The sequence below is a fragment of the Arthrobacter sp. KKT183 genome (assembly GCF_055657625.1).
In genome coordinates, this window is the sequence record NZ_CM145770.1 from 1,556,854 (window position 1) to 1,575,530 (window position 18,677).

Consider the following 18,677-nt stretch of genomic DNA (forward strand, 5'->3'; position numbering starts at 1 on the left):
CCAGCCCCGGACTTCGCGCAGCGGCTTCGATTCGCCCACGGAGAGTGGACACGGCTCGCAGCCGGCGAAGGCGAAGATATGGCCCGCAATTGGTTCATCTGCGGTAACCCCCGGCTCGATGACGGCACACCGCTGACCGCTATTCGTGAGGGCCGCTGGCGAGAAGTATCAGCCTCAGTAACCAGTTACCTTGAGGGCGGCTGGAACGGGTGAACCTGCCTTATGTCGATAAGGGAAACTCCTAGTGCACCTCGCTGAGTTCGGGAGTTCGGGAGTTCGGGACTTTGTGACTCCGTGAGTTCGGGTCGACAGTTAGGGACTCCGGGACTCCGGGACTTCGTGACTCCTTCAAAGCTAATGCTGGCTGGCAGTTCACCGCCATCCTGAAGCCCGATGCGCTCCCGAATTGCTGCCGATGTGACCTTCGTAAGCTCCGAGGCGCATTTATGCTCAGACCCAATTCACGTCAGAGGCGTGTGGCAGCGAGCTCTTTCACCCAATTAGGCGTCTTCATGCCGAGCCTGCGGTCTGTTGTCACCCCGCGCACGGCCTCCTCGTCCCCCTCGCGCTCAGATTTGCGGCTAGCGGCGTGCCGGTTCGTCATGTTGCCCACGCCGCAGCATCGTTGGTGGCAAGCTGGAGGACCGGCTCAACGTCCCCTCCCTCGCGCAGCCACTCCGTCACCGTCTTGCCATCCAGTTCACCCGGAACGGCGGTCTGAAGCCACAGCACCCACGTCCAACTGTCATCGGTACCCTGGGACAGCACCTTGAGAACGGGAGATAGCCCCGCCAGCAACTCGCCATTTCCTTGGAACTGCCAGACCGGGTAGATAAACTCGCCCTCCGCCGTAGGGCAACCCAGGAGTGTTCTCGCTTCACGCCGCTCTTGGATCTCTTGGCTCGTGAGCCCCAACAAGGCCGTCAGCCCGGCAAGGTCATAAAAGGGGCCGCCCTTCTCCACCAACGCGTTGGCGGGCCGACCAGTCATCGCTCGACGATCCGCCACTCGGGCGGTACCCACGGCAGACGGGGAGACCGGTGCGGTAGCTCCTCGGGTGTCGGTTCGGTCTCCCAGACGTCGATGCTCACAGCTGGGGTCGTGCGGCGGATTGTTTCCACATCACACCTTATCCTCAGGGTGAAGATAATCTCTTCGCCGAGTTGCACTCCGGAGAACGCGAGGACGGGAATCGGCTCGCCGTCCTTTCGGAGGTCATACACCGGCAAGTGGTGGTACTCGGGAGTGGTCGCCTTGATCTGCGCATACCGGGTCAGGAAGGAGCCAGACGCTGTGGCCTCAAAGCGGTAAATCGTTCCGCTGGCGGTGCGGATCTGCCAGTCCCCGTGCGCCGCTGCATGAATTTGCTCGATCATCATGTAGAGAGGCTACGGCGGGGGTCCCCCAAAATAAATCTGTTCACAGCGATATATTTACTGCCTCATCGCAGGTTCACCAGATTCGCCTCAAACACCGCGGGTTGTGACTTCGTGTGAGCCTTGTGAGCCTTGTGAGCACAAAGCGCCCGGGCGCTGGTTGAGCTTAAGCGCCGTGTAGGGAAGGTTGACACATATCACCCGATAGCGGGGTACATGTGTCAACTATTGCGGGTCCGCAACAGTTGTTTATCAGTTGTTTGGGCCACCTATGAGGGCTCTTCCGGCATTACGGCATTGGCCCACACCCAGCCTTCGCGCTCGGTCTTGATTGTGGGCTCAAGGAAGCGGATCTTCACTGCTCGGTTGTTCCAGGCAAGGGCGTGTGCTTTGAGGCGTACGGCTTTGGTGGGGTATCGGATCCACACGTTGACCCGGCGAGGTGTTGGAAAGTCCGTGGGTGGGTGGTTCTCGAGGTCGACCTCGATGGGGGTGAGCATCATGGGCTCTTCGCGGAGGATCCACCCTTCGATCCACCTGTCCACGTACGCTGTCGGTACTACGCGCTATTCGAACGGGATGTATTCCCGATTTTGGCGCACTGAATGGACTATTGGCAGCTGCTGGACGCTTTAGTGCCCGTAGCACCTAGCTATATAAAGACGCCAACGTGTCGGCTATCTGTGGAAGGAATTGGGACGGGCGACGAGCTTCGGGGGCCTTATCCGCGATCGACTGGTTGAGGATCGCCCAAAATTCTCGTTCGTTATTCACGCTGGGAGGTAGGTGGATGTACCAAATGAATCCGCGGGGCCGCGGAGGTATGCCTGCCTCCGATAGGTAAGCATCTATGTCCTCATCCGCCTCTTGAAGATCCTTCAGCGTCAGAGGTATTTCATGGGTTGTTGTGACGCCATTCGCTGTTAAAGTTTGAACCACCTGCCCTTGATCCGACTGGCCCGGTTGTCTCATGAGGTTGCGAGGTTCGGAAGCCCAGAGAACAAGCGCTCCCCAGCCGTTATTTGTGGCTTCTATCCAAGCTTCACGATTCGTGGTAGCAGCTAACGGGACGGCAGCCCATCTTATGAGAGTCATCTAGTCCTTTTAGAGGTGCAGCCCTCGCCGGAAGCAAGGGCTGCACCTTTGTGTGGAGGTCGGTTTAGGGGAAGTAGCAGTTATCGGCCCCGTAGCAGTTGAACTGAAGGGTGTTGAGTGCCCTGACGCTCTGCCGAGGGTAGCCTGTTGGCGTGAAGTAGGACGTGAACTGGTTGTAGTACTCGTTGCTGTTATTCAGACGATTTCCATAAATCAGCCCCGTCGAGTGGCGTTTGCGGCTAGAGGACACAGTGACGTTGCCGGCATCGTGTGAACCACAGGTCGCCGGCCCGAACGTGGCCGTTTCCCAGCACCGAATGCGTGAACTGGTGAACGCCAGGGCCGGTCCTGAATCCCAGATTCGAGAAACTGTGTTGTTCGCTTGGCGTCCGTTGAGGTTGGTTCGGATGACGATGTCGAAGCTGCCAGTCACTCCGCTGGTATTTCCGTAGGCAGCGTTTCCTTTAGTCTCTGCGATGTATGAGCTGATCTTGCGACGGCAGACATCTCCAAACTCGCACCACGTGTCATAGTCGTCTGCAAGGATGGAGAACGTCGGAGGTGGTTCCTCCTCCAATGGAGCTTCAGCTTGCAACTCCGTGAACTGCTGTACTGGTTTACCCTTTGCGTCCCTACTTACGCTTAGTCCCTCTCCCGTGCAGACCCATTCCTGGGCCTTTTGCTGGAGTGCCAAGTCGACGCACGGCACCAACGCGGGTTTGACGACCGCGCTTGTACTCGATGGTGGTGCGGCAGGGACTGCCCACGTTTTGGTTGACTCGTGGGGTTGATAGTTTTTAGGCGGCTAGCGCCATGTTGTTGATTGTCTCAAACTCGATCGGGGTTAGTTTACCGAGGGCTTTCTGCCGTCGCCGGCGGTGGTGGGTTCGCTCGATCCAGGTGATGATGGCCAGGCGTAGTTCTTGGCGGGTTTCCCACCGTTTCCGGTTAAGCACGTTCTTCTGCAACAGGGCGAAGAACGATTCCATGGCGGCATTATCGCCGCACGCGCCGACCCTGCCCATCGAGCCTTTCAGCCCGCTGGCGTGCAGTGCGGAGACGAACTTACGGGACCGGAACTGGCTACCCCTGTCGGAGTGCACCACGGTCCCGGACGGGCTCCTGAGCGCGACGGCATGAGCCAACGCGGCCACGGCCAGGGAGGCTTTCATCCGCCCGTCGATGGAGTAGCCCACAATCCGGTTCGAATACAGGTCCTTGATCGCGCACAGGTAGAGCTTGCCCTCCGCGGTGGGGTGCTCGGTGATGTCCGTGACCCACTTCGTATCCGGTGCCTCGGCGCTGAAGTCCCGCTCGAGCAGGTCATCGTGGACCGGCGGTCCTGCCTGGCGCCCTCCGACCCGTTTACGGTGGATGACCGAGAGGATCCCGTTCGCCGAACAGAGCCGCCAGATCCTGCGTTCGCTGGCCACCGGTGCAGTGCCGGCGTTGAGTTCATCGGCGATGAACCGGTACCCGAACGCGGGGTCATCGGCGTGCACGTCAATCGCGGCGTTGATCAGGTGCGCTTCCTCCCAATCCCGGGCCGAGACAGGGTTTGCCTTCCACTTGTAGAAGGCCTGTTTGGAGAAGTTCAGTATCCGGCAGGTCACCGTGACGGGAACACCGTCAGCGGCAAGGTCAAGGACCAGCGGAAACATCTGTAATGGTCATTAGCCGGCCAGGGGCTGGCTGGCAGGCTGGTCTCGGGAAGCGGTGCGTGACTCAGGGTATATCCGACCCGCAACCGCGGTGTCTTGAAAATGACGCGTCCGCCCTGTTTCCCAGGACCGGCCTGCCCGCACGGATGACCTAATCAGAAGATTGTCCACCCACGGGTGTGACTCGTTACAGATGCGTCTCCGAAGCGAACAACAGCAGGCTCCGGCCAACCTGACCGGTTCACTGAAGGAGGACAAACCATGACGATCATCGCCGAAGACTTCGAATTCGTCGTCGGAGTCGACACCCACGCCCGCACACACACCTTCACGACGATTCACAGCGCAACCGGTGCGATAGTCGACACCGCAGCGTTCCCGAGCACGGGGCCGGGAATGGACCGAGCGCTTGCGTGGATCCGACGACGAACCGGCGGACAGACCGTCTTCGCTGCCGTGGAGGGAACCTCCTCCTACGGCGCGCGTCTCACCGAGGCCCTGCACGCCGGAGGCATCGAAGTAGGCGAGGTGAGACCGCCTTCCCGCTCGTCGCGGGCATTGACCGGCAAATCGGATCCGATCGACGCAGAAGCCGCCGCCCGGTCCGTTCTCGGCAGGGAACGCGACCACGTCATCACACCCCGCGCCGCAGGAACCCGAACAGCATTGCGGATCCTGCTCGCCTCACGGTCCCTCCTGGACCAGCAGCGCACCGCGAACCGGAACGCCCTTACAGCACTGCTGCGCGGCACAGACCTAGGCGTCGATGCCCGCGCGTCCCTCACCGAAGCGCAGGTCACCACAATCGCGGCCTGGCGGAACACCACCACCATCGACGCCGTCTCACGGATCGCCCGGACCGAAGCCAAACGACTCGCTCTCGCCATCAAAGACCTCAGCAACCAGCTCACCGAAAACCACAAAGCACTTGCGCAGCTCGCCGAGGAACTTGCCCCGGGACTCCAAACAATTCCCGGAGTCGGCCCAGTAACCGCCGCGATCATCATCTGCGCCTACTCCCACCACGGCCGGATCCGATCCGAAGCAGCCTTCGCCGCACTCGGCGGAGTCGCACCACGCCCCGCATCCTCCGGCAACACAACCCGGCACCGGCTGAACCGCTCCGGCGACCGCCAACTCAACCGCGCCTTCGACGTCATCGTCAGAACCCGCATGAGCTTCGACACCGCAACCAAAGACTACGTAGCCCGCAGCCGTGCCAACGGGAAAACCAACCGGGAAATCCGTCGCAACCTCAAACGCTACGTCTGCCGATCCATCTTCCGCCAACTCCAAACCATCATGGCTTGACTAAACCCATAGAAGAGTCATTTTGGGTTGACATCCCGCGACAGATACGCGACGGCCCGGCGCATGACTTCGGCTTCCTGTTCCAAAAGCTTGATACGCTTTTTCGCTTCCCGCAGCTCCGCGGATTCTTCCTTTGCCGCCCTGGTTTTGGGGTCGTCTTCCTCGTCGGCTTTCTTCAACCAGCGGTGCAGCGCAGCCGGTGAAACGCCGAAGTCCTTGGCGATGGTGGTCAGGGGCGCTTCGCCCTTGCGGGCAACCGCGACCACGTCACGGCGGAACTCTTCGGGAAAGGCCTTGGGCATGATGAACATCCTTCCACCCGCGAGGTTCATCCTCACAGGTCAGGAGTCAACCAAACCTTCAGCAGTCCCCAAGAAGCAAACGCCTACCTCTACGCCGGAGCAAACCCAATCAACAACACCGACCCCAGTGGGTACCTGTACGGCACAGCGGGCGGAACACTTTGCCTTATCGTCTGTGTCGGCGCCTCGATTAACTATGATCCCGTCAATAATCGGTGGTCGGTAGGTCGCACCGTAGGTATTGGACCTAGGGCAGAGGCGGGCGTGCATGCTGGTATTGGCCTGGGACATGCTGGTGGTCAAAGTACGTCTCTTGAATGCTCAGGACTCTGGGGATACGGTCTCTTCGCAGGTGTATCCATGTGGGATCTTTACGGAGGCGGTGGGCTTGGAATCGGCGGTGGATGCTCCGTTATGAACACGTCGTACTGGACTGTCCCGTGATTACTTCCGTACTCATGCCACTGATCTTTGGCTTGATCCTCTTCACTATGGGTGCCGTCTCGTTCTTCGCTCGAGCCAGATTGTCCGCTTTCGGAGCCCGAGCATCAGCGGCCCTAAGCTCATCCGAGGACTCGTACCAGAGGGCTTACAACCGCAGGCTGCGGTATGGGTTCATCTCTGGGCTAATTCTCATGTTGGTGGGCGCAGGCTTCCTCGTCGCTGCGCTGGTACTTGAAAGCCAGGGATTCTCGTGACGATGGTTCACGGGACGCTTCGGGTTGCTGAATTCGCTTGCGGGCCGTTCTGCGGCTGGAATCAGCTGCTGACCAAATGTGACGAGCAGAGTCGTGGAAGAATCAGCCAAATGGATGCATCGAGTTTCTACACCGGAATTGTCGCAGAGCTCTATAAACCGCTGAAAACTCACTCCCAAGCATGGGAGCGCTACGCGTCGTTCATTCGGCAATCCGGGCAACCCGCGCTCGAACTCGGGTGCGGAGACGGAGATCCTATTCTCGATCTGCGGCGCAACGGAATCGATGTTGATGGTGTGGACTCATCTGCCGACATGCTCGCACGGTGCGCTGAAAGGGCCGTCCTGGAGGAGCTCGAGGTCACCCTGCACCACCAGCGGATGGAAGAGCTCGACCTGCCTCGCCGATACGATTCGATCTTTCTTGCGGGGCCGACGTTCACGCTGCTGCCCGATGACCAGACGGCGTTTCGCGGGCTGCAGGGGATCAGCAAACATCTCACCGATGATGGTTCGGCGCTCGTGCCGCTGTTCATCCCCTCGCCGACTCCGCCGGATCAGTTTGGGAAAATCAAAGAAGTGACGGCCGAAGATGGGGCTGTCTTGCGTGTATCTGTCGTTTCCGAAGACCGAGATGAACACGCGCGGATTCAGCGAACCCTCCTTCGATATGAGAAGCATATTGACGGAGAAAGCATCGTCGAAGAGCGGCCATGGACATTGCACTGGCACACTCAGGAAGGCTTCCGTGAGTTAGCCGATAACGCAGGTTTGACCGTATCCGCTGTCAATGACGCACAAGGTGATGCTGTTGCTCCCGACGCTACGGAGTTTACTTTCCTCATGCGCTAGACACCCCTACTTTCCCGGTAAGGGATCGGTAAGTGGGGCGGTGGGCAAAGATGGTCAGAGCACCTTGGCTGATTGGTCGAAGTTAGGTTTCGGATATGCCGGATATCGTCGAAGAGCCTATTCAAGTTGCGGAGCTGGTTGTTTTTGAGCGTAAGTCGCTATCGCTTGATGCGGCGGCGGCCGCAGGTTTGCCCGGCCGGTTTGAATCATTCTGCCTGGGCGAGCTGCGGGCGAGCGTGGCAACTGCTAATCAATACGGCTTTCTCAACACCGTCGAAGGCTTGAACGAACAATCTGTCGAGGTTCTGCCCGACGTGCTCCAGAGATTCCCGGACCCACATCAGCCAACGATTGTCGCGACATCGCCGTCGCAGCGCCTCATCGACCGGCTGCTTGGCGAAGGTTACGAGCCGGCATCCGTGCGGCCAATTGCTTACCTGCTTTCAGGCACGATGATCAGACTGGACGACACAAACATTGACCAGTGGCAAATACACGAAGTATCCACCACCCAGGATGCAAAGCTCTTCGCGGACCTTCTCGACGCCGGGTACGCGGCGACGAACGAAGTGGGGGCTTTGATTCGAGCGGAACGCGCCCTTCCGGAGGTTCGTGGATTCATCGCTTTTTGCAACGGCCAGCCTCTCGCCGCTGCGGCCATGTCCTTGCACAACACCGGTGCGGTACTCGGCGGGGCGTCCACACTCCCGGCAGCGCGAGGCACTGGAGCCCAAAGCGCCCTCCTAAGACACCGGCTTCGACTGGCGAAAACTCTCGGCGTCTCCTTGGCGACGGCCACCGCAGCTCCCGGAGCACCAAGTGTTCGAAACCTTGTCAAGCAGGGATTCACCGTCGTTGAACGGACGGCCTGGCGCTTCAATCGTGCTAACGCTGCGTAAGAATGCCGTGGCGGATGGATTTATGGGGATCCGGGGGGCCGGCGATACATAAGCGAGGGTTTAGCCGTGATAACGGATGATGTGTAGTGGGCCCTCGTCCAGTGTCGGTGGCTCGAACGTATCGTAGTAGCTTGCCGCTGTGTCCTCGCTGAGCTTGACCTCGTTCGGATCAGTGCCGTCCCTAGCTTTTACCCTGGCAAGAGCAACGTTCCGTGGGGTAGCTAGGTAGATCGTCTCCGGCGTCACTCCTAATCGGTTCAGAAGATGTCGGTAATCCGCCCTCATCGCTCGTGACCAGAACGAATAGTCGAGAACGACGTTCATGTCTTGAGCCACGTATTTGATCAGCAAGTCTCGGAGATCGATCTCGATAGTTTGAGCAATGTGAGCTGGAAGAGGCTGACTCCGGTGACCGCGATTCCATGCCTCTTCATCGATAGACAGCCGAACGAAGCCTTCGGCTTCTAATTGCCGAGCCGTAGTGGACTTACCTGATCCAGCCGGACCGCACATGAATACAACACGGCTCATGCCCTCAATGTTATTGGTAACGGGTGCCAGGTGTGCAGGCCGCCCGGTAACGATGGTTTGTTAGATGTTGCCCGAATGTCGGTTCGGCAGGCCGCCGGACACTACCTTTTGCGCTATCTCCGTGAGTCCCTCTAACTGATTGGGATTTACCAATGTTTTTGATAATCTCCGACAACTAGGTAAATGTCGGGTATGAATAAGTAGTTTCGGTTAGGTGGTCGCAGGGTGAGTAATGAACTGCGTAGTGAGCAGGCCAGTTGGTTCGAGGACAACCGGAAGAACTGGGATGACCGCGCCGCCCTGCATCATGCCTCTGGTTACGGCATCCAGCAGCTAATCGACGACCCCAAAGCTATCAGTGGCACACTCGCCCCTGACGTCTCACGACTCGGGGACCTGACTGGAAAGGACGTCATCCACCTACAGTGCCACCTCGGCACCGACACTGTCAGCCTTTCCCGGCTGGGCCCCCGCCGCGTGGTGGGGGTGGACATGTCCGGTGAGTCGCTGCGCAGGGCACGGGTCATCGCGACAGAGTGCGGTGCGGACGTTGAATACGTCGAGGCCAACGTCTATGACGCCCGTGAGGCTGTCGAGGGTGAATACGATCTGGTGTACACGTCGCTGGGCGTGTTGTGCTGGCTTCCCGACATCGACTCGTGGGCTAGCGTGGTCGCCTCGCTTCTGGTCCCGGGCGGTCGCTTCTTCATCCGGGACGATCACCCGATGTTCATGACCATCGGCGAGGACGTGAGCGACGGGCTGCGGGTCGAGCAGCCTTACTTCCAGCAGGACCACCCGCTGACGTGGGAGGACGAGGACAGCTATGTCGAGGCCGCGCCCGACGCGCCGGTCATCGCCCAAACCCGCAATCACCAGTGGAACCACTCGCTCGGGGAGATCGTGACGGCGCTACTACGTGCGGGTTTGGTCATCGACGGCCTGACGGAGGACCCCTATGCGGCATGGTGTCCGTGGCCGGAGCTGATGGTTGTGGGCGATGCGCGGGGATATCGCCTCCGTGACCGCCCCGAACGGCTCCCGTTGCAGTTCGTCATCGAAGCTCATCGCCCCGGCTAAGAAACAGGCTTCCCGGAGGAACCGGTAGGGGACCCAAGCGGAACAGGGCCAATGATCGGTAACGATCCTTTGCGGCAACCGTGCATACAGTGAGAGCGGTCAGGAGAGTGGCAATGACACGGGCTTCTTTCGTTGTCTAACCCTTTGGGTAGAGGTTTCACCAATTCAGGGAGGACCTTCGGTTTTTAGAAGATTGACAGCGCCTGACGGCATAACGTGAGCGAATGGACTCTTTGATTCACGCTGTTCGGCGTCTGGGCGCACCGGTCTTGGGCGTGCTGTTCTTCATCGTTTGGTGTGTGAATTCCGTTCCGACATATCCCGGTTTCGAAGCAGCTTTTACCGGTGTACTGTCGGCCCTGCTCTTGGGATCCTTGATCGGAGTCTCAGGGCGTTACCCGCTGCGTGCTCTGGTTGCTGTTGGGTCGGTCCTGCTGTCTCAGTTTGCCTGGCCGCTCCTGCTGACGACGGCTAGTGATATCTATACCTATCTTGGGTTCGGACTCGTTCACTTCTTCGTGGGAGCCAGTTCCTCGTCACGTACTCGTGCATGGGGTCTCGCTGGTGCTGTCGGCTTCACGATCGCCGCCTCGTGGCTGTTCACTTCACGCGAGCTGGCTGCAAGAACGTGGATCGGCCCCTCGGAGATCGGTGGACAGCTCGGTCACTGGTTTATGTCTCTCGTCCAGTTCGCGGTAGTGATGGTGGGGCTGTGGCTTGCAGGTCTCCTGTTACGCGTATTAGCTGATCGCAAGGCTCTACTGGAGGCACGCGCGAAGGCCGAACAGGACCTTCGATCAGCTGAGATCGATCTGAGCCTTGAACAGGAGCGAGGCCGGATTTCGCAGGAACTGCACGATGTTTTGGCCCACTCGTTAGCCGTCATTGCCATGCAAGCCGATGGTGCGCGCTATGCCAGACGGGAACTTCCCGCTCAAGTGAGCGATGCTTTGGCAGAGATCGCCCGTGCGGCACGACATGCGTTGATTGAGGCGCAGTTGGTGATTGAAGGCGTCAACGACGATGGCCGTGATCGGCCGCAACCGGGAATAGCCGACGTTGCTGGACTCGTGGATAAAATGCGCACCGGCGGCCTCGACATCAGTCTCACCGACGATGGTGAACACCGCCCGCTCTCGATGACGCAAGAGCTCGCGGTCTTCCGGATTATCCAAGAGAGCCTGACCAATGCGGTCAAGCACGCCCCTGGGACACCTGTCGCGGTAGGCATGGACTGGAATGGCCCTGGGCTGTCCCTTCAAATCATGACAGTGAACACCACAGTAAAGATGGATGCGCCAGGGGAGCCGATCGGTGGAGGTCGAGGTATTTCGGGTATGAAACAGCGTGCCCGTACGGCTGGCGGATGGCTTACTGCCGAAGGGGATGAAAGCGGTCACAGAGTCACCGCTTTCATTCCTTACCGTGATGACCAGGGAGTCATTCCTAGACAAGAGGCCATAGAGGCGGTGAGTCGAGGATGAGTGAACGGATAGAGGAACCGATCCGGGTGGCCGTCGTCGATGATCAGCCGGTGTTCAGAGCCGGTCTTCAGATGCTCATCGATTCCCAGACCGACATGGTTGTATGCGGGACCGCTGGCAACGGCGAGGAAGCGGTCGCGCTTGCTTCCTCGCAAAGTCCTGACATCATGCTGATGGATCTGCGGATGCCTGCCATGAATGGAATAGCCGCAACATCGGAGATTACCAGGGCCGGCACGGAAGGCCGCACTGCTCCGAAAATCATCGCTTTGACCACCTTCAACCGTGATCGGGCCACGGTTGATGCCATCCGGGCTGGGGCAAGCGGGTACGTACTCAAGAGCGCCGAGCCCGAGTTCTTGCTCGCCGCCATCCGCACAGTGAACTCGGGCTTCGCTGTGATCGCACCCGAAGCAGCTCACGACCTGTTCACGCATGTACTCGACCATGCAGCAAGCCAAGCTCCGAAGCCGGAAATTGAGGCGATAGCAGCCCTAACACCCCGCGAGAAGGACATTTTCCTTCTCGCGGCCAAAGGACTATCGAACCCGGTCATAGCGAAGAGAGTGTATGTCTCCGAAGCTACGGTCAAAGCAGATGTTCGCTCCATCCTCAAAAAGCTCTCACTGCTCAACCGCATACAACTCGTGGCGTATGCCTACGAACACCATCTGATCCCACGATCAGCATCCTTTGTGATGCGAGCGGACGAGGCGGAAGTTGATGAACCTAGTCGCTGAAGCGCCGGCAGCCGCGCATGTATTCACCACGGCAATAGTCCTTGGAATGATTGTATTGCTGTTGATTCGCCTTCTCAGCTTGAGGAGCAAGCGCCGATCCAACAGGTGCCGTGAGCAGGCGCCCGACCCGCAGACAGGCGGTGTTCTTGCAACGGAAAGACTCTCACCAGAACAGGCAGCTGCAGCTCGCCAACTCGCACAACACGTTCTGAGACAGCAAAACGACTAGGATCACAGCTGCAAATTCTCTGCTGTAGTTGCAAAGTGCAGAGAATCAACCGAGGTACGCCAGCAATGGCTGATGACCCTGCTGAGCCGGAAGAACCCACCCACAGGCTGGGCGCGGTTCACCGCGACCACGCTGGCCAACTACGGCAACAGTGTTGCCAAAGCTACCGCGCAGAAGCAGGAACTGGCAGCAGGGCTAGCCGGAGTCAAAGAGCCCAGCTACCGCTCCTACAAAGAACTCACAGACAAGACCAGCACCAACCCCGACACCATGGTGCTGGCCATGATGCTCGCCGCCCACGAATCCGATCTGAGCCGCGACTCATGGCGTCGACCCGGTCAGCAGGCCGCCTACTACCTGTTCCAACTCCAGGACTGGGGATACACGCTCAGCGACGTCGAAAGCATCATCACCGACAACGGCGCCGAACCAGAAGAGCCGGTCCAGCCGGTTGAATCGGCCGAGACGGGGGAGACGTTCGAGTTCGTGCACGCCGACGAGGAAGAACTGATTGCCGAGGAAGCCGACTACGCCGACGCCGGATAACCCATAAAGGCTGGTGCCCCACCGTCCGCGCGGTGGGGGTGCCGCCCGGCCCGGACGGAGCCGGCCCAGGCGAAAAAGGGGCCGGGTACTCGCTCACTCGCACCAGGAAACGGACCTCCGCTACGTCCGGGCAGGAAACCCTTGTTTCTCCGTAGTGGGTGGCTGGGACTTCTCCGTCATACAGGGCCGCCGAATCGAAGCCGAAGAACGTGGAGGGTTTGGTGAACTCGAAGGAATCAACATTAGCCTGAATGCTGCAACGGATAGGCTGGAAGGGATGGGAAGCAAGGTATCCCTTGGATGCCGGTTTGACTCCACCAGCAAAGCTACAACTGTAATTACGGTTGACACACGCGATGAACCTCATCGTTAAACTCTCAGCGTTCGCGATGCGCCGACTTTCTTGCCCATGCAAACGAACGGCCCCAGCAAACTGGGGCCGTTCGCTCACGACAGCTTAGACATTTGGAAGCACCCTTGCTGTCATTGGTGTATCGATGAAACCATCCGGGCCCACAAGAGTGGCCACGCGGCTTCCAAGAACGGTCTCTGCAACGGACATGAAGTCGAGGGTGCCCGCCCGGCAGGGAACCGTCTCGCCATCGATCTCCAATGTGGAATCGCGCAACTTGATGGCCGCGGCGCGGCGTTCGAACTTTTCCAACCGCTCGGGTAGGTCCCGTGCAGTCTTTCCCGAGGGAAGAATTTGACTGCCGCATGCAGTTACTAGGTGCTGGTAGAGAGCCGTCCCAGGGCCAACGATGTGCCGAACAACATCCCCATTCACAAAGGTCTTGATCGAAACCCGCACGCTCAAGTCGCTGCGGAAAGAATCGACATAAGAGACCTCAACGGTGTCCGTGGGATCAGTGTCTGTTCCTTGCCAATTAACTCTGTCTAGCTTGAATCGGTCATTCACCATCAGACTCAATAGTGGAGTACCGAATTCGCTAAACCGTTCGTCATTGCTGCGCATACCCAGTAGGTTCACGGGAATTTTCTCCCTTTCGGCTTAGTAGCCGTACCAGCTGTCAGATGGACGCATTGAGCTGCAGACGAATCCAGCTGCGGTGACAACCGTTCCTTCAGAAACGTAGGCGTTGTAGGGTAGCCCCTTGAACGCAATTGCCTGCTGGTGGATCCAGCCGCTACCACCGAACCAGCCGCTCAGATTGTAGACCTGGTAACCATAACCTGAGGCGACTGCCACCTTCCATGTGTGCCTGGCAGATGGACCAAGCCACCAATTGATGGTGTACGTCGTGGTGAATGATTTGCCACTACCGACTAGTGATGAGGTCCCGCAGTTTCCGTCTGCAAACCGCGAATCCAGGGTTGTGAATTCACCAGTTGATACTTTCGGTTCGGTGCCTGGCCCGTAGACTGCCCCTGTCATTTCCCCCTTCGGTGTGGACGCTGGGATCGAGTACTCGACACCCTGAGCATCCTTGCGAATGTCGTACCCGTTCGCCGCTGCAACCTTCTTGTCGAAACCGACGAACTTCATCTCCGACTTGGAAACCTCTACCGGCTCCAGTTCCACGGAATTTGCCTGGGCACCCCCAACTCCAAGCCCTAACGCAAGTACTGTGCATGCAGCTGCAGCCGATACTTTTTGCATAACACTATTCACGGTAAACCCCCCATTTTGAAGTGCCGTAACCCCCCATGGCTCCGGCACTTCGAACGTTATGCTCTGAAAGTCGCTAGCGATAGTCATCATTCACCAACCTTGATCTATTTGTGACAAACAAGGCGGCTCAGGTTGAAGTAAATGCTGGGCATAGGAGACAGCGCGTCGCGCCATGATCGCAGTGAAAATCACCGACTTTGGCAGGGGCATGATTGCCCCTGCTGACTCAATAAGCTCTACTCGGCTGTGGCTGCCGGGCGGCAGTTCCCCCAGGAGAACCTTTCTGGTGCGCTTTCCGGGCTGTTGAAGGGCACCGGTTGACGACGGTCAGTAGTCCAGAGAAGTTACACGCTCAGTGACGTGGAAACCCTCATCACCGACACCGACACCGACACCGGCACCGAACCAACAGGCCCGGTCCAGCCGGTTGAATCGGTCGAGCCGAGGGAGGCGTTCGAGGACGTCACCCATCACGGCGGGGGTGCTGCCTGACCCGGACGGAGCCGGCCCACGCGAGAAAGGGTCTGGCACTCGCCCGCCCGCACCAGGAAACGGACCTCCGCTACCGCTGCGGACTGAAACTGCCGGCAGCTCCTACGTCGCCATCGGCAGAGAACTCCTTCTTTTTTGCTGCTGTCCTTCGGATCGTACGTGCCTGCTCCACCAACCCAACAGCTGCCGCTGCTGCGTGCTCGAGCAATATGTCCGGCGCTCCTACGTCGCTTATTTCCTCCCACATTGCTCGAATCTCTTGCCCTGACGGGTTGTCCTGGCTCCGACAGGCACAGCTCCGCAAGCTTCGCCAGCAGGCAAAAACAACTGTGAGTCTTACGACGGCTGGTCTGGGACTAGCTGGCAGTGTTGATGCCGGTCGTTCTGCCTGGCGCGTGACTCGAAAAACAAATGGCCCCCTTGCGGGTGCATTTCCCCCGACTTGTCCGCGCTGGGTGGGGCGGCCGGCGTTGACCTGTTCCACGTCGGTGGCTTGATTAGAAGCTTGCCCAGCCCCTGCGGTTGTGGCTCATCACAGTATTGCCTCGAAGTGACTCTTCCCGGGTCCAGTGCCGGTCGTGATGCGACCAGTCTTGCCCATTTGAAAGGAAGGAGGGTGGCCGCGTTGACTACCGTTGCGCAGACCCGCCCGTTCGTCATCGGCGTGGACTGCCACGCCCGCACACACACGTACGCCATCATCGAGGCCCGCACCAACCGACAAGTCGCGTGCGAGCAGTTCCCGACCACCTCGGCAGGGATTTCCCGCGCACTTGCCTGGGTAGGTCGACGGACAGACGGCGATATGGCCTGTCTATGGGCCATTGAAGGTATCGGCTCTTATGGTGCACGTCTGGCCCGGGCAGTAGCCGACGCCGGCTATGACGTCGCCGAAGCTCCACGGATGAACGCCCGAGGTCGCCGGGCGATCGGCAAATCCGACCCGCTGGATGCCGCCGCCATCGGAACCGCAGTCATCGGCTTAGAGGAATCACAGCTTCGAACCCCGCGCCGGGATGAAGGAACCCGTGCCGGACTCAGGATCTTGAGCGCAGCCCGGGATCAGTTGACCCGGGAACGAACAGTGAATGTCAATGCACTCATCGCCTTGCTCCGGGCACATGATCTGGGAATCGACGCTCGTAAACCGCTGGTTCCCGCCCAGATCGCCACGATCACCAGATGGCGGGGACGACAGGAGCAGATCGAACTATCGATCGCGCGCGAGGAAGCAGTTCGGTTGGCGCGCCGCGTTCACGAAGTGACCACTCAGCTGACCGCGAACCAGAAGCGCATGACAGAGCTGATCCAGCAAAGCCCCGCTGCGCCGCTGTTGGAGATGGTGGGCACCGGGGCTGTCACGGTCGCTACGGTCATGACAGCTTGGTCGCATCCAGGAAGGGTTCGCAGCGAAGCTGCCTTCGCCTCCCTAGCAGGGGTGAACCCCTTGCCAGCCTCAAGCGGTAACACTGTCCGGCACAGGCTCAACCGGGGCGGTGATAGGCGCCTCAACCGAGCCTTGCACACCATCACCATGACCCGGATGGTCCACGACCCCGGAACCCGGGACTACGTCGCCAAACGCACTCAAGAAGGCCGCAGCTACCGCGAAATCCGCAGATCCCTCAAGCGCTACATCGCCCGAACCCTCTACCGCCAACTCAACACCCTTTACGCCACCGCGGAACCGGCCCCATCCCACGCTGCCTGTCCGGTGAAGGCGGTCCAAACACCCCGATTTCAATCGAGCTGTAGTTTTGAAGCCCAATAGAAAGTGCTCTCGAACGGAGATTGTTGTGTCACTGAGCGAACTGGCTCACGAGTACAGACCCGGTCGAGCTGCCTACGACGCAGGCCAGAGGACATTTGTTGGACTTGTGATTGGCGGCCCGTACGAGGACTGTTTCATTCACGTCGGCACATGGAGAATCGTGCCAAAACGCCGATTCCTGCTGTTTCCTGGACGTACTGAAGGTGACGATTTCGGAGGGTACTTCGCGGACTTCATCGGGACTTCTCAGCATCACGACGAGTCCTTCGAGTACACCGAGAACCCGCTGAACTTTGACCAGATGGACGATTTCCTGCGGCAGCACGACATACTCTGGGCAGCTCCTGACGACGTCGATGTTTTCGCTCGCGCGTATATCCCTCACATAACCAGCAGATTCCGAACGCCCAAGCCACGCAAGCCAGTTGAACCTCTTCCGCGCAACTGGCCGAATCCGCCCGAAGGATGGGAGCGATAACGGTCCTTTCATTCTGAGACACCAGCGGAAGGAGTCAGGAATGTCGGCGGAAATGGCCGCGCTTCATTCAGACCAGGATCGGCAGCGTTACCATCGCCCGATCCAGCAGCCCATCCAGATGCCTTAGAAAAGTACGGCTTTTCAAGACACGTAGCCAAGGGGCCGCCTGAGCCGATCGAGTGGGCGGGGTGCTGATGGAGGGTTCGCAGGGATCACCAGGAGAAAGGGCGTCCGCTGGCGCGGCCGGCTGTGGGTCCAGTGCCGGCTCCGCAGGGCTCCGCCGCCTCTGGCCCTGTTCTGTCTACGACGTCTTGGCTGCTGTCCTGTCGGATTGTACGTGCCCGCTCCGGCCGGTCTAGCCCCTCCTTCGTCGGGGCCTGCAATTCAGGAAATGTCCCTGCAGCGCTCCTTCGTCGCTGATTTCCTCCGGGAATTTCCCGCCCCTTGCCTTGCAGGTAGACGGGCCTCCGTCGGCCACAGCTCCGCAAGCTTCGCCAGCAGCCAAAACAACGGGGGAGAGGAGAAGCCGGCCGGTCACCTAAGCCGGCCCGGCAAAACAACTTGGTCCGCACCCGCACCCATTTCCAGCCGCTTGACAGACATAGAAGCGTCGGGGGAGAGGGGCCACTGCTGGACCACCACAAGCCCGAACCCCACACCTGCGAAAAGGAGCACATCATGACCACCACCAGCCACGCACCCGCCGGTAGCGCGGATACCTGTTTCGTGTCCGCACCCTCGACGGGCCGGACCGTGAACATCGCCGGATACGCCGCACCAGTGGAGGAACTGCGGGAAATCACCGAGTACCGCGAACCCGGCAAGCTCACTGCGCGGAACCTGCTGTTGAGCGGGGACAACCCGCACCGGGAGCGCGCCCGCTCACGGTTCACCATCGACACCGCAACCGGCCTCATCAACCGCTAACCGATCCCGGAAAGGACACCCCATTATGAGCACCGAGACGATCACCCGGACCGTCACCAAGGACACCGGAGAAACCATCACCGCCCCCGAACTGCCCGCCGATGACCGGACCGGGGACGGCTATGACTGGATGGAAACCCTTACCGGCACCAGCTGGTCAGCCCTGCCTAGCTGGGCGAGTGAGGGCTGGGACGCCGGAGCATGGCCCTACATCATCTTCGCCGTGGCACGGCACCGCGACGAGGCAGGGGAACTGTTCGGCTACAGCACCTACGTTGAAGGCGACACCCGCACCTGCTGGTTCCGCTCACAGGCGGCATGTTTCGAAGCAATAACCGAAGAAGTGTTCTTCTCCTGGAAGTCCGGCCAATCCCACGGGCCCGAGAACCTGCCCGAAGCCGCCGCCGAACTGCCCAACAGGGACCGCCTGCCCTACCCCGGCTGGACCAACTAACAACCAGTAACTAGGAACCGGACACCCCCGGTGCCTCCACCCGTTCGCGGGTGGGGGTGCTGCCCGGCCCGGACGGAGCCGGCCCAGGCGAAAAGGGGTCTGGTACTCGCCCGCTCGCA

Annotated in this window: 20 protein-coding genes and 3 pseudogenes; 13 read left to right on the forward strand and 10 right to left on the reverse strand. The window is 59.6% G+C overall.

Going from position 1 to position 18,677, the window contains the following annotated elements:
* Positions 1 to 78: 78 nt before the first annotated feature.
* Entirely contained in the window at positions 79 to 213 is a 135-nt protein-coding gene (locus tag ACZ2GY_RS07395) for a hypothetical protein (protein WP_471673361.1), read from the forward strand.
* A gap of 387 nt (positions 214 to 600) precedes the next feature.
* Here the strand turns inward: ACZ2GY_RS07395 and ACZ2GY_RS07400 are convergent, their stop codons facing one another.
* The 6 genes and pseudogenes from ACZ2GY_RS07400 to ACZ2GY_RS07425 all read right to left on the reverse strand — a co-directional run.
* Complete coding sequence (locus ACZ2GY_RS07400) at positions 601 to 990, reverse strand: hypothetical protein (protein WP_471673362.1); 390 nt, start codon at positions 988 to 990, stop codon at positions 601 to 603.
* Positions 987 to 1,379 carry a hypothetical protein gene (locus ACZ2GY_RS07405; RefSeq protein ID WP_471673363.1) on the reverse strand — a complete coding sequence of 131 codons (393 nt, stop codon included), beginning with the start codon at positions 1,377 to 1,379 and terminating at the stop codon, positions 987 to 989. Before ACZ2GY_RS07405 ends, ACZ2GY_RS07400 begins: the two co-directional genes overlap by 4 nt.
* A 266-nt stretch (positions 1,380 to 1,645) precedes the next feature.
* Positions 1,646 to 1,921 carry a hypothetical protein gene (locus ACZ2GY_RS07410; RefSeq protein WP_471673364.1) on the reverse strand — a complete coding sequence of 92 codons (276 nt, stop codon included), beginning with the start codon at positions 1,919 to 1,921 and terminating at the stop codon, positions 1,646 to 1,648.
* Between the two features lie 103 nt (positions 1,922 to 2,024).
* Positions 2,025 to 2,471 (reverse strand): DUF5956 family protein, encoded by a 447-nt coding sequence (locus tag ACZ2GY_RS07415; protein ID WP_471673365.1) that lies wholly within the window; start codon positions 2,469 to 2,471, stop codon positions 2,025 to 2,027.
* Between the two features lie 64 nt (positions 2,472 to 2,535).
* Positions 2,536 to 3,048, reverse strand: coding sequence for a hypothetical protein (locus ACZ2GY_RS07420; RefSeq protein ID WP_471673366.1), 513 nt, complete (start codon positions 3,046 to 3,048; stop codon positions 2,536 to 2,538).
* Positions 3,049 to 3,268: 220 nt separating this feature from the next.
* A pseudogene (locus ACZ2GY_RS07425) lies at positions 3,269 to 4,141 on the reverse strand (IS3 family transposase); the annotation flags it as partial.
* Positions 4,142 to 4,393: 252 nt separating this feature from the next.
* On the opposite strand from ACZ2GY_RS07425, the gene ACZ2GY_RS07430 reads away from it, so the two are divergent.
* Complete coding sequence (locus ACZ2GY_RS07430) at positions 4,394 to 5,443, forward strand: IS110 family RNA-guided transposase (RefSeq protein ID WP_471673349.1); 1,050 nt, start codon at positions 4,394 to 4,396, stop codon at positions 5,441 to 5,443.
* A 20-nt stretch (positions 5,444 to 5,463) separates the two neighbouring features.
* On the opposite strand, the pseudogene ACZ2GY_RS07435 reads toward ACZ2GY_RS07430, so the two are convergent.
* Positions 5,464 to 5,745, reverse strand: a pseudogene (locus ACZ2GY_RS07435) (transposase); the annotation flags it as partial.
* A 700-nt stretch (positions 5,746 to 6,445) separates the two neighbouring features.
* Between ACZ2GY_RS07435 and ACZ2GY_RS07440 the strand changes: the two are divergent.
* Positions 6,446 to 7,294, forward strand: a complete 849-nt coding sequence (locus ACZ2GY_RS07440; RefSeq protein WP_471673568.1) for a class I SAM-dependent methyltransferase — start codon at positions 6,446 to 6,448, stop codon at positions 7,292 to 7,294.
* 95 nt (positions 7,295 to 7,389) lie between these two features.
* A complete protein-coding gene (locus ACZ2GY_RS07445; protein WP_471673367.1) occupies positions 7,390 to 8,193 on the forward strand; it encodes a GNAT family N-acetyltransferase in 804 nt (267 codons plus the stop codon).
* Positions 8,194 to 8,253: 60 nt separating this feature from the next.
* On the opposite strand, the gene ACZ2GY_RS07450 is transcribed toward ACZ2GY_RS07445, so the two are convergent.
* Positions 8,254 to 8,724: a P-loop nucleotide/nucleoside kinase family protein gene (locus tag ACZ2GY_RS07450; RefSeq protein WP_471673368.1), complete on the reverse strand. Its 471-nt coding sequence runs from the start codon at positions 8,722 to 8,724 to the stop codon at positions 8,254 to 8,256.
* Positions 8,725 to 8,949: 225 nt separating this feature from the next.
* Between ACZ2GY_RS07450 and ACZ2GY_RS07455 the strand changes: the two genes are divergently transcribed.
* The 4 genes from ACZ2GY_RS07455 (at position 8,950) to ACZ2GY_RS07470 (ending at position 12,803) form a co-directional block, all read left to right on the forward strand.
* A complete protein-coding gene (locus ACZ2GY_RS07455) occupies positions 8,950 to 9,804 on the forward strand; it encodes a class I SAM-dependent methyltransferase (protein ID WP_471673369.1) in 855 nt (284 codons plus the stop codon).
* Between the two features lie 224 nt (positions 9,805 to 10,028).
* A complete protein-coding gene (locus tag ACZ2GY_RS07460; RefSeq protein WP_471673370.1) occupies positions 10,029 to 11,288 on the forward strand; it encodes a sensor histidine kinase in 1,260 nt (419 codons plus the stop codon).
* Positions 11,285 to 12,028 (forward strand): response regulator, encoded by a 744-nt coding sequence (locus tag ACZ2GY_RS07465; RefSeq protein ID WP_471673371.1) that lies wholly within the window; start codon positions 11,285 to 11,287, stop codon positions 12,026 to 12,028. Before ACZ2GY_RS07460 ends, ACZ2GY_RS07465 begins: the two co-directional genes overlap by 4 nt.
* Before the next feature lie 301 nt (positions 12,029 to 12,329).
* Positions 12,330 to 12,803 (forward strand): hypothetical protein, encoded by a 474-nt coding sequence (locus tag ACZ2GY_RS07470; RefSeq protein WP_471673372.1) that lies wholly within the window; start codon positions 12,330 to 12,332, stop codon positions 12,801 to 12,803.
* Between the two features lie 457 nt (positions 12,804 to 13,260).
* Here ACZ2GY_RS07470 and ACZ2GY_RS07475 read toward each other — a convergent pair whose 3' ends face one another.
* Positions 13,261 to 13,779 carry a hypothetical protein gene (locus ACZ2GY_RS07475; protein WP_471673373.1) on the reverse strand — a complete coding sequence of 173 codons (519 nt, stop codon included), beginning with the start codon at positions 13,777 to 13,779 and terminating at the stop codon, positions 13,261 to 13,263.
* Positions 13,780 to 13,815: 36 nt separating this feature from the next.
* Positions 13,816 to 14,526, reverse strand: a complete 711-nt coding sequence (locus ACZ2GY_RS07480; protein ID WP_471673374.1) for a hypothetical protein — start codon at positions 14,524 to 14,526, stop codon at positions 13,816 to 13,818.
* Between the two features lie 270 nt (positions 14,527 to 14,796).
* On the opposite strand from ACZ2GY_RS07480, the gene ACZ2GY_RS07485 reads away from it, so the two are divergent.
* From ACZ2GY_RS07485 to ACZ2GY_RS07505, 5 genes and pseudogenes are all read left to right on the forward strand, one after another.
* Positions 14,797 to 14,928 (forward strand): hypothetical protein, encoded by a 132-nt coding sequence (locus ACZ2GY_RS07485; protein ID WP_471673375.1) that lies wholly within the window; start codon positions 14,797 to 14,799, stop codon positions 14,926 to 14,928.
* A gap of 625 nt (positions 14,929 to 15,553) precedes the next feature.
* Positions 15,554 to 16,597: pseudogene (locus ACZ2GY_RS07490) on the forward strand (IS110 family RNA-guided transposase); the annotation flags it as partial.
* A gap of 262 nt (positions 16,598 to 16,859) precedes the next feature.
* On the forward strand, positions 16,860 to 17,177 hold the full coding sequence (locus ACZ2GY_RS07495; protein ID WP_471672534.1) for a hypothetical protein: 318 nt from the start codon (positions 16,860 to 16,862) through the stop codon (positions 17,175 to 17,177).
* Positions 17,178 to 17,855: 678 nt separating this feature from the next.
* On the forward strand, positions 17,856 to 18,104 hold the full coding sequence (locus tag ACZ2GY_RS07500) for a hypothetical protein (protein ID WP_471673376.1): 249 nt from the start codon (positions 17,856 to 17,858) through the stop codon (positions 18,102 to 18,104).
* Between the two features lie 25 nt (positions 18,105 to 18,129).
* On the forward strand, positions 18,130 to 18,558 hold the full coding sequence (locus ACZ2GY_RS07505) for a hypothetical protein (protein ID WP_471673377.1): 429 nt from the start codon (positions 18,130 to 18,132) through the stop codon (positions 18,556 to 18,558).
* Positions 18,559 to 18,677: the final 119 nt, after the last annotated feature.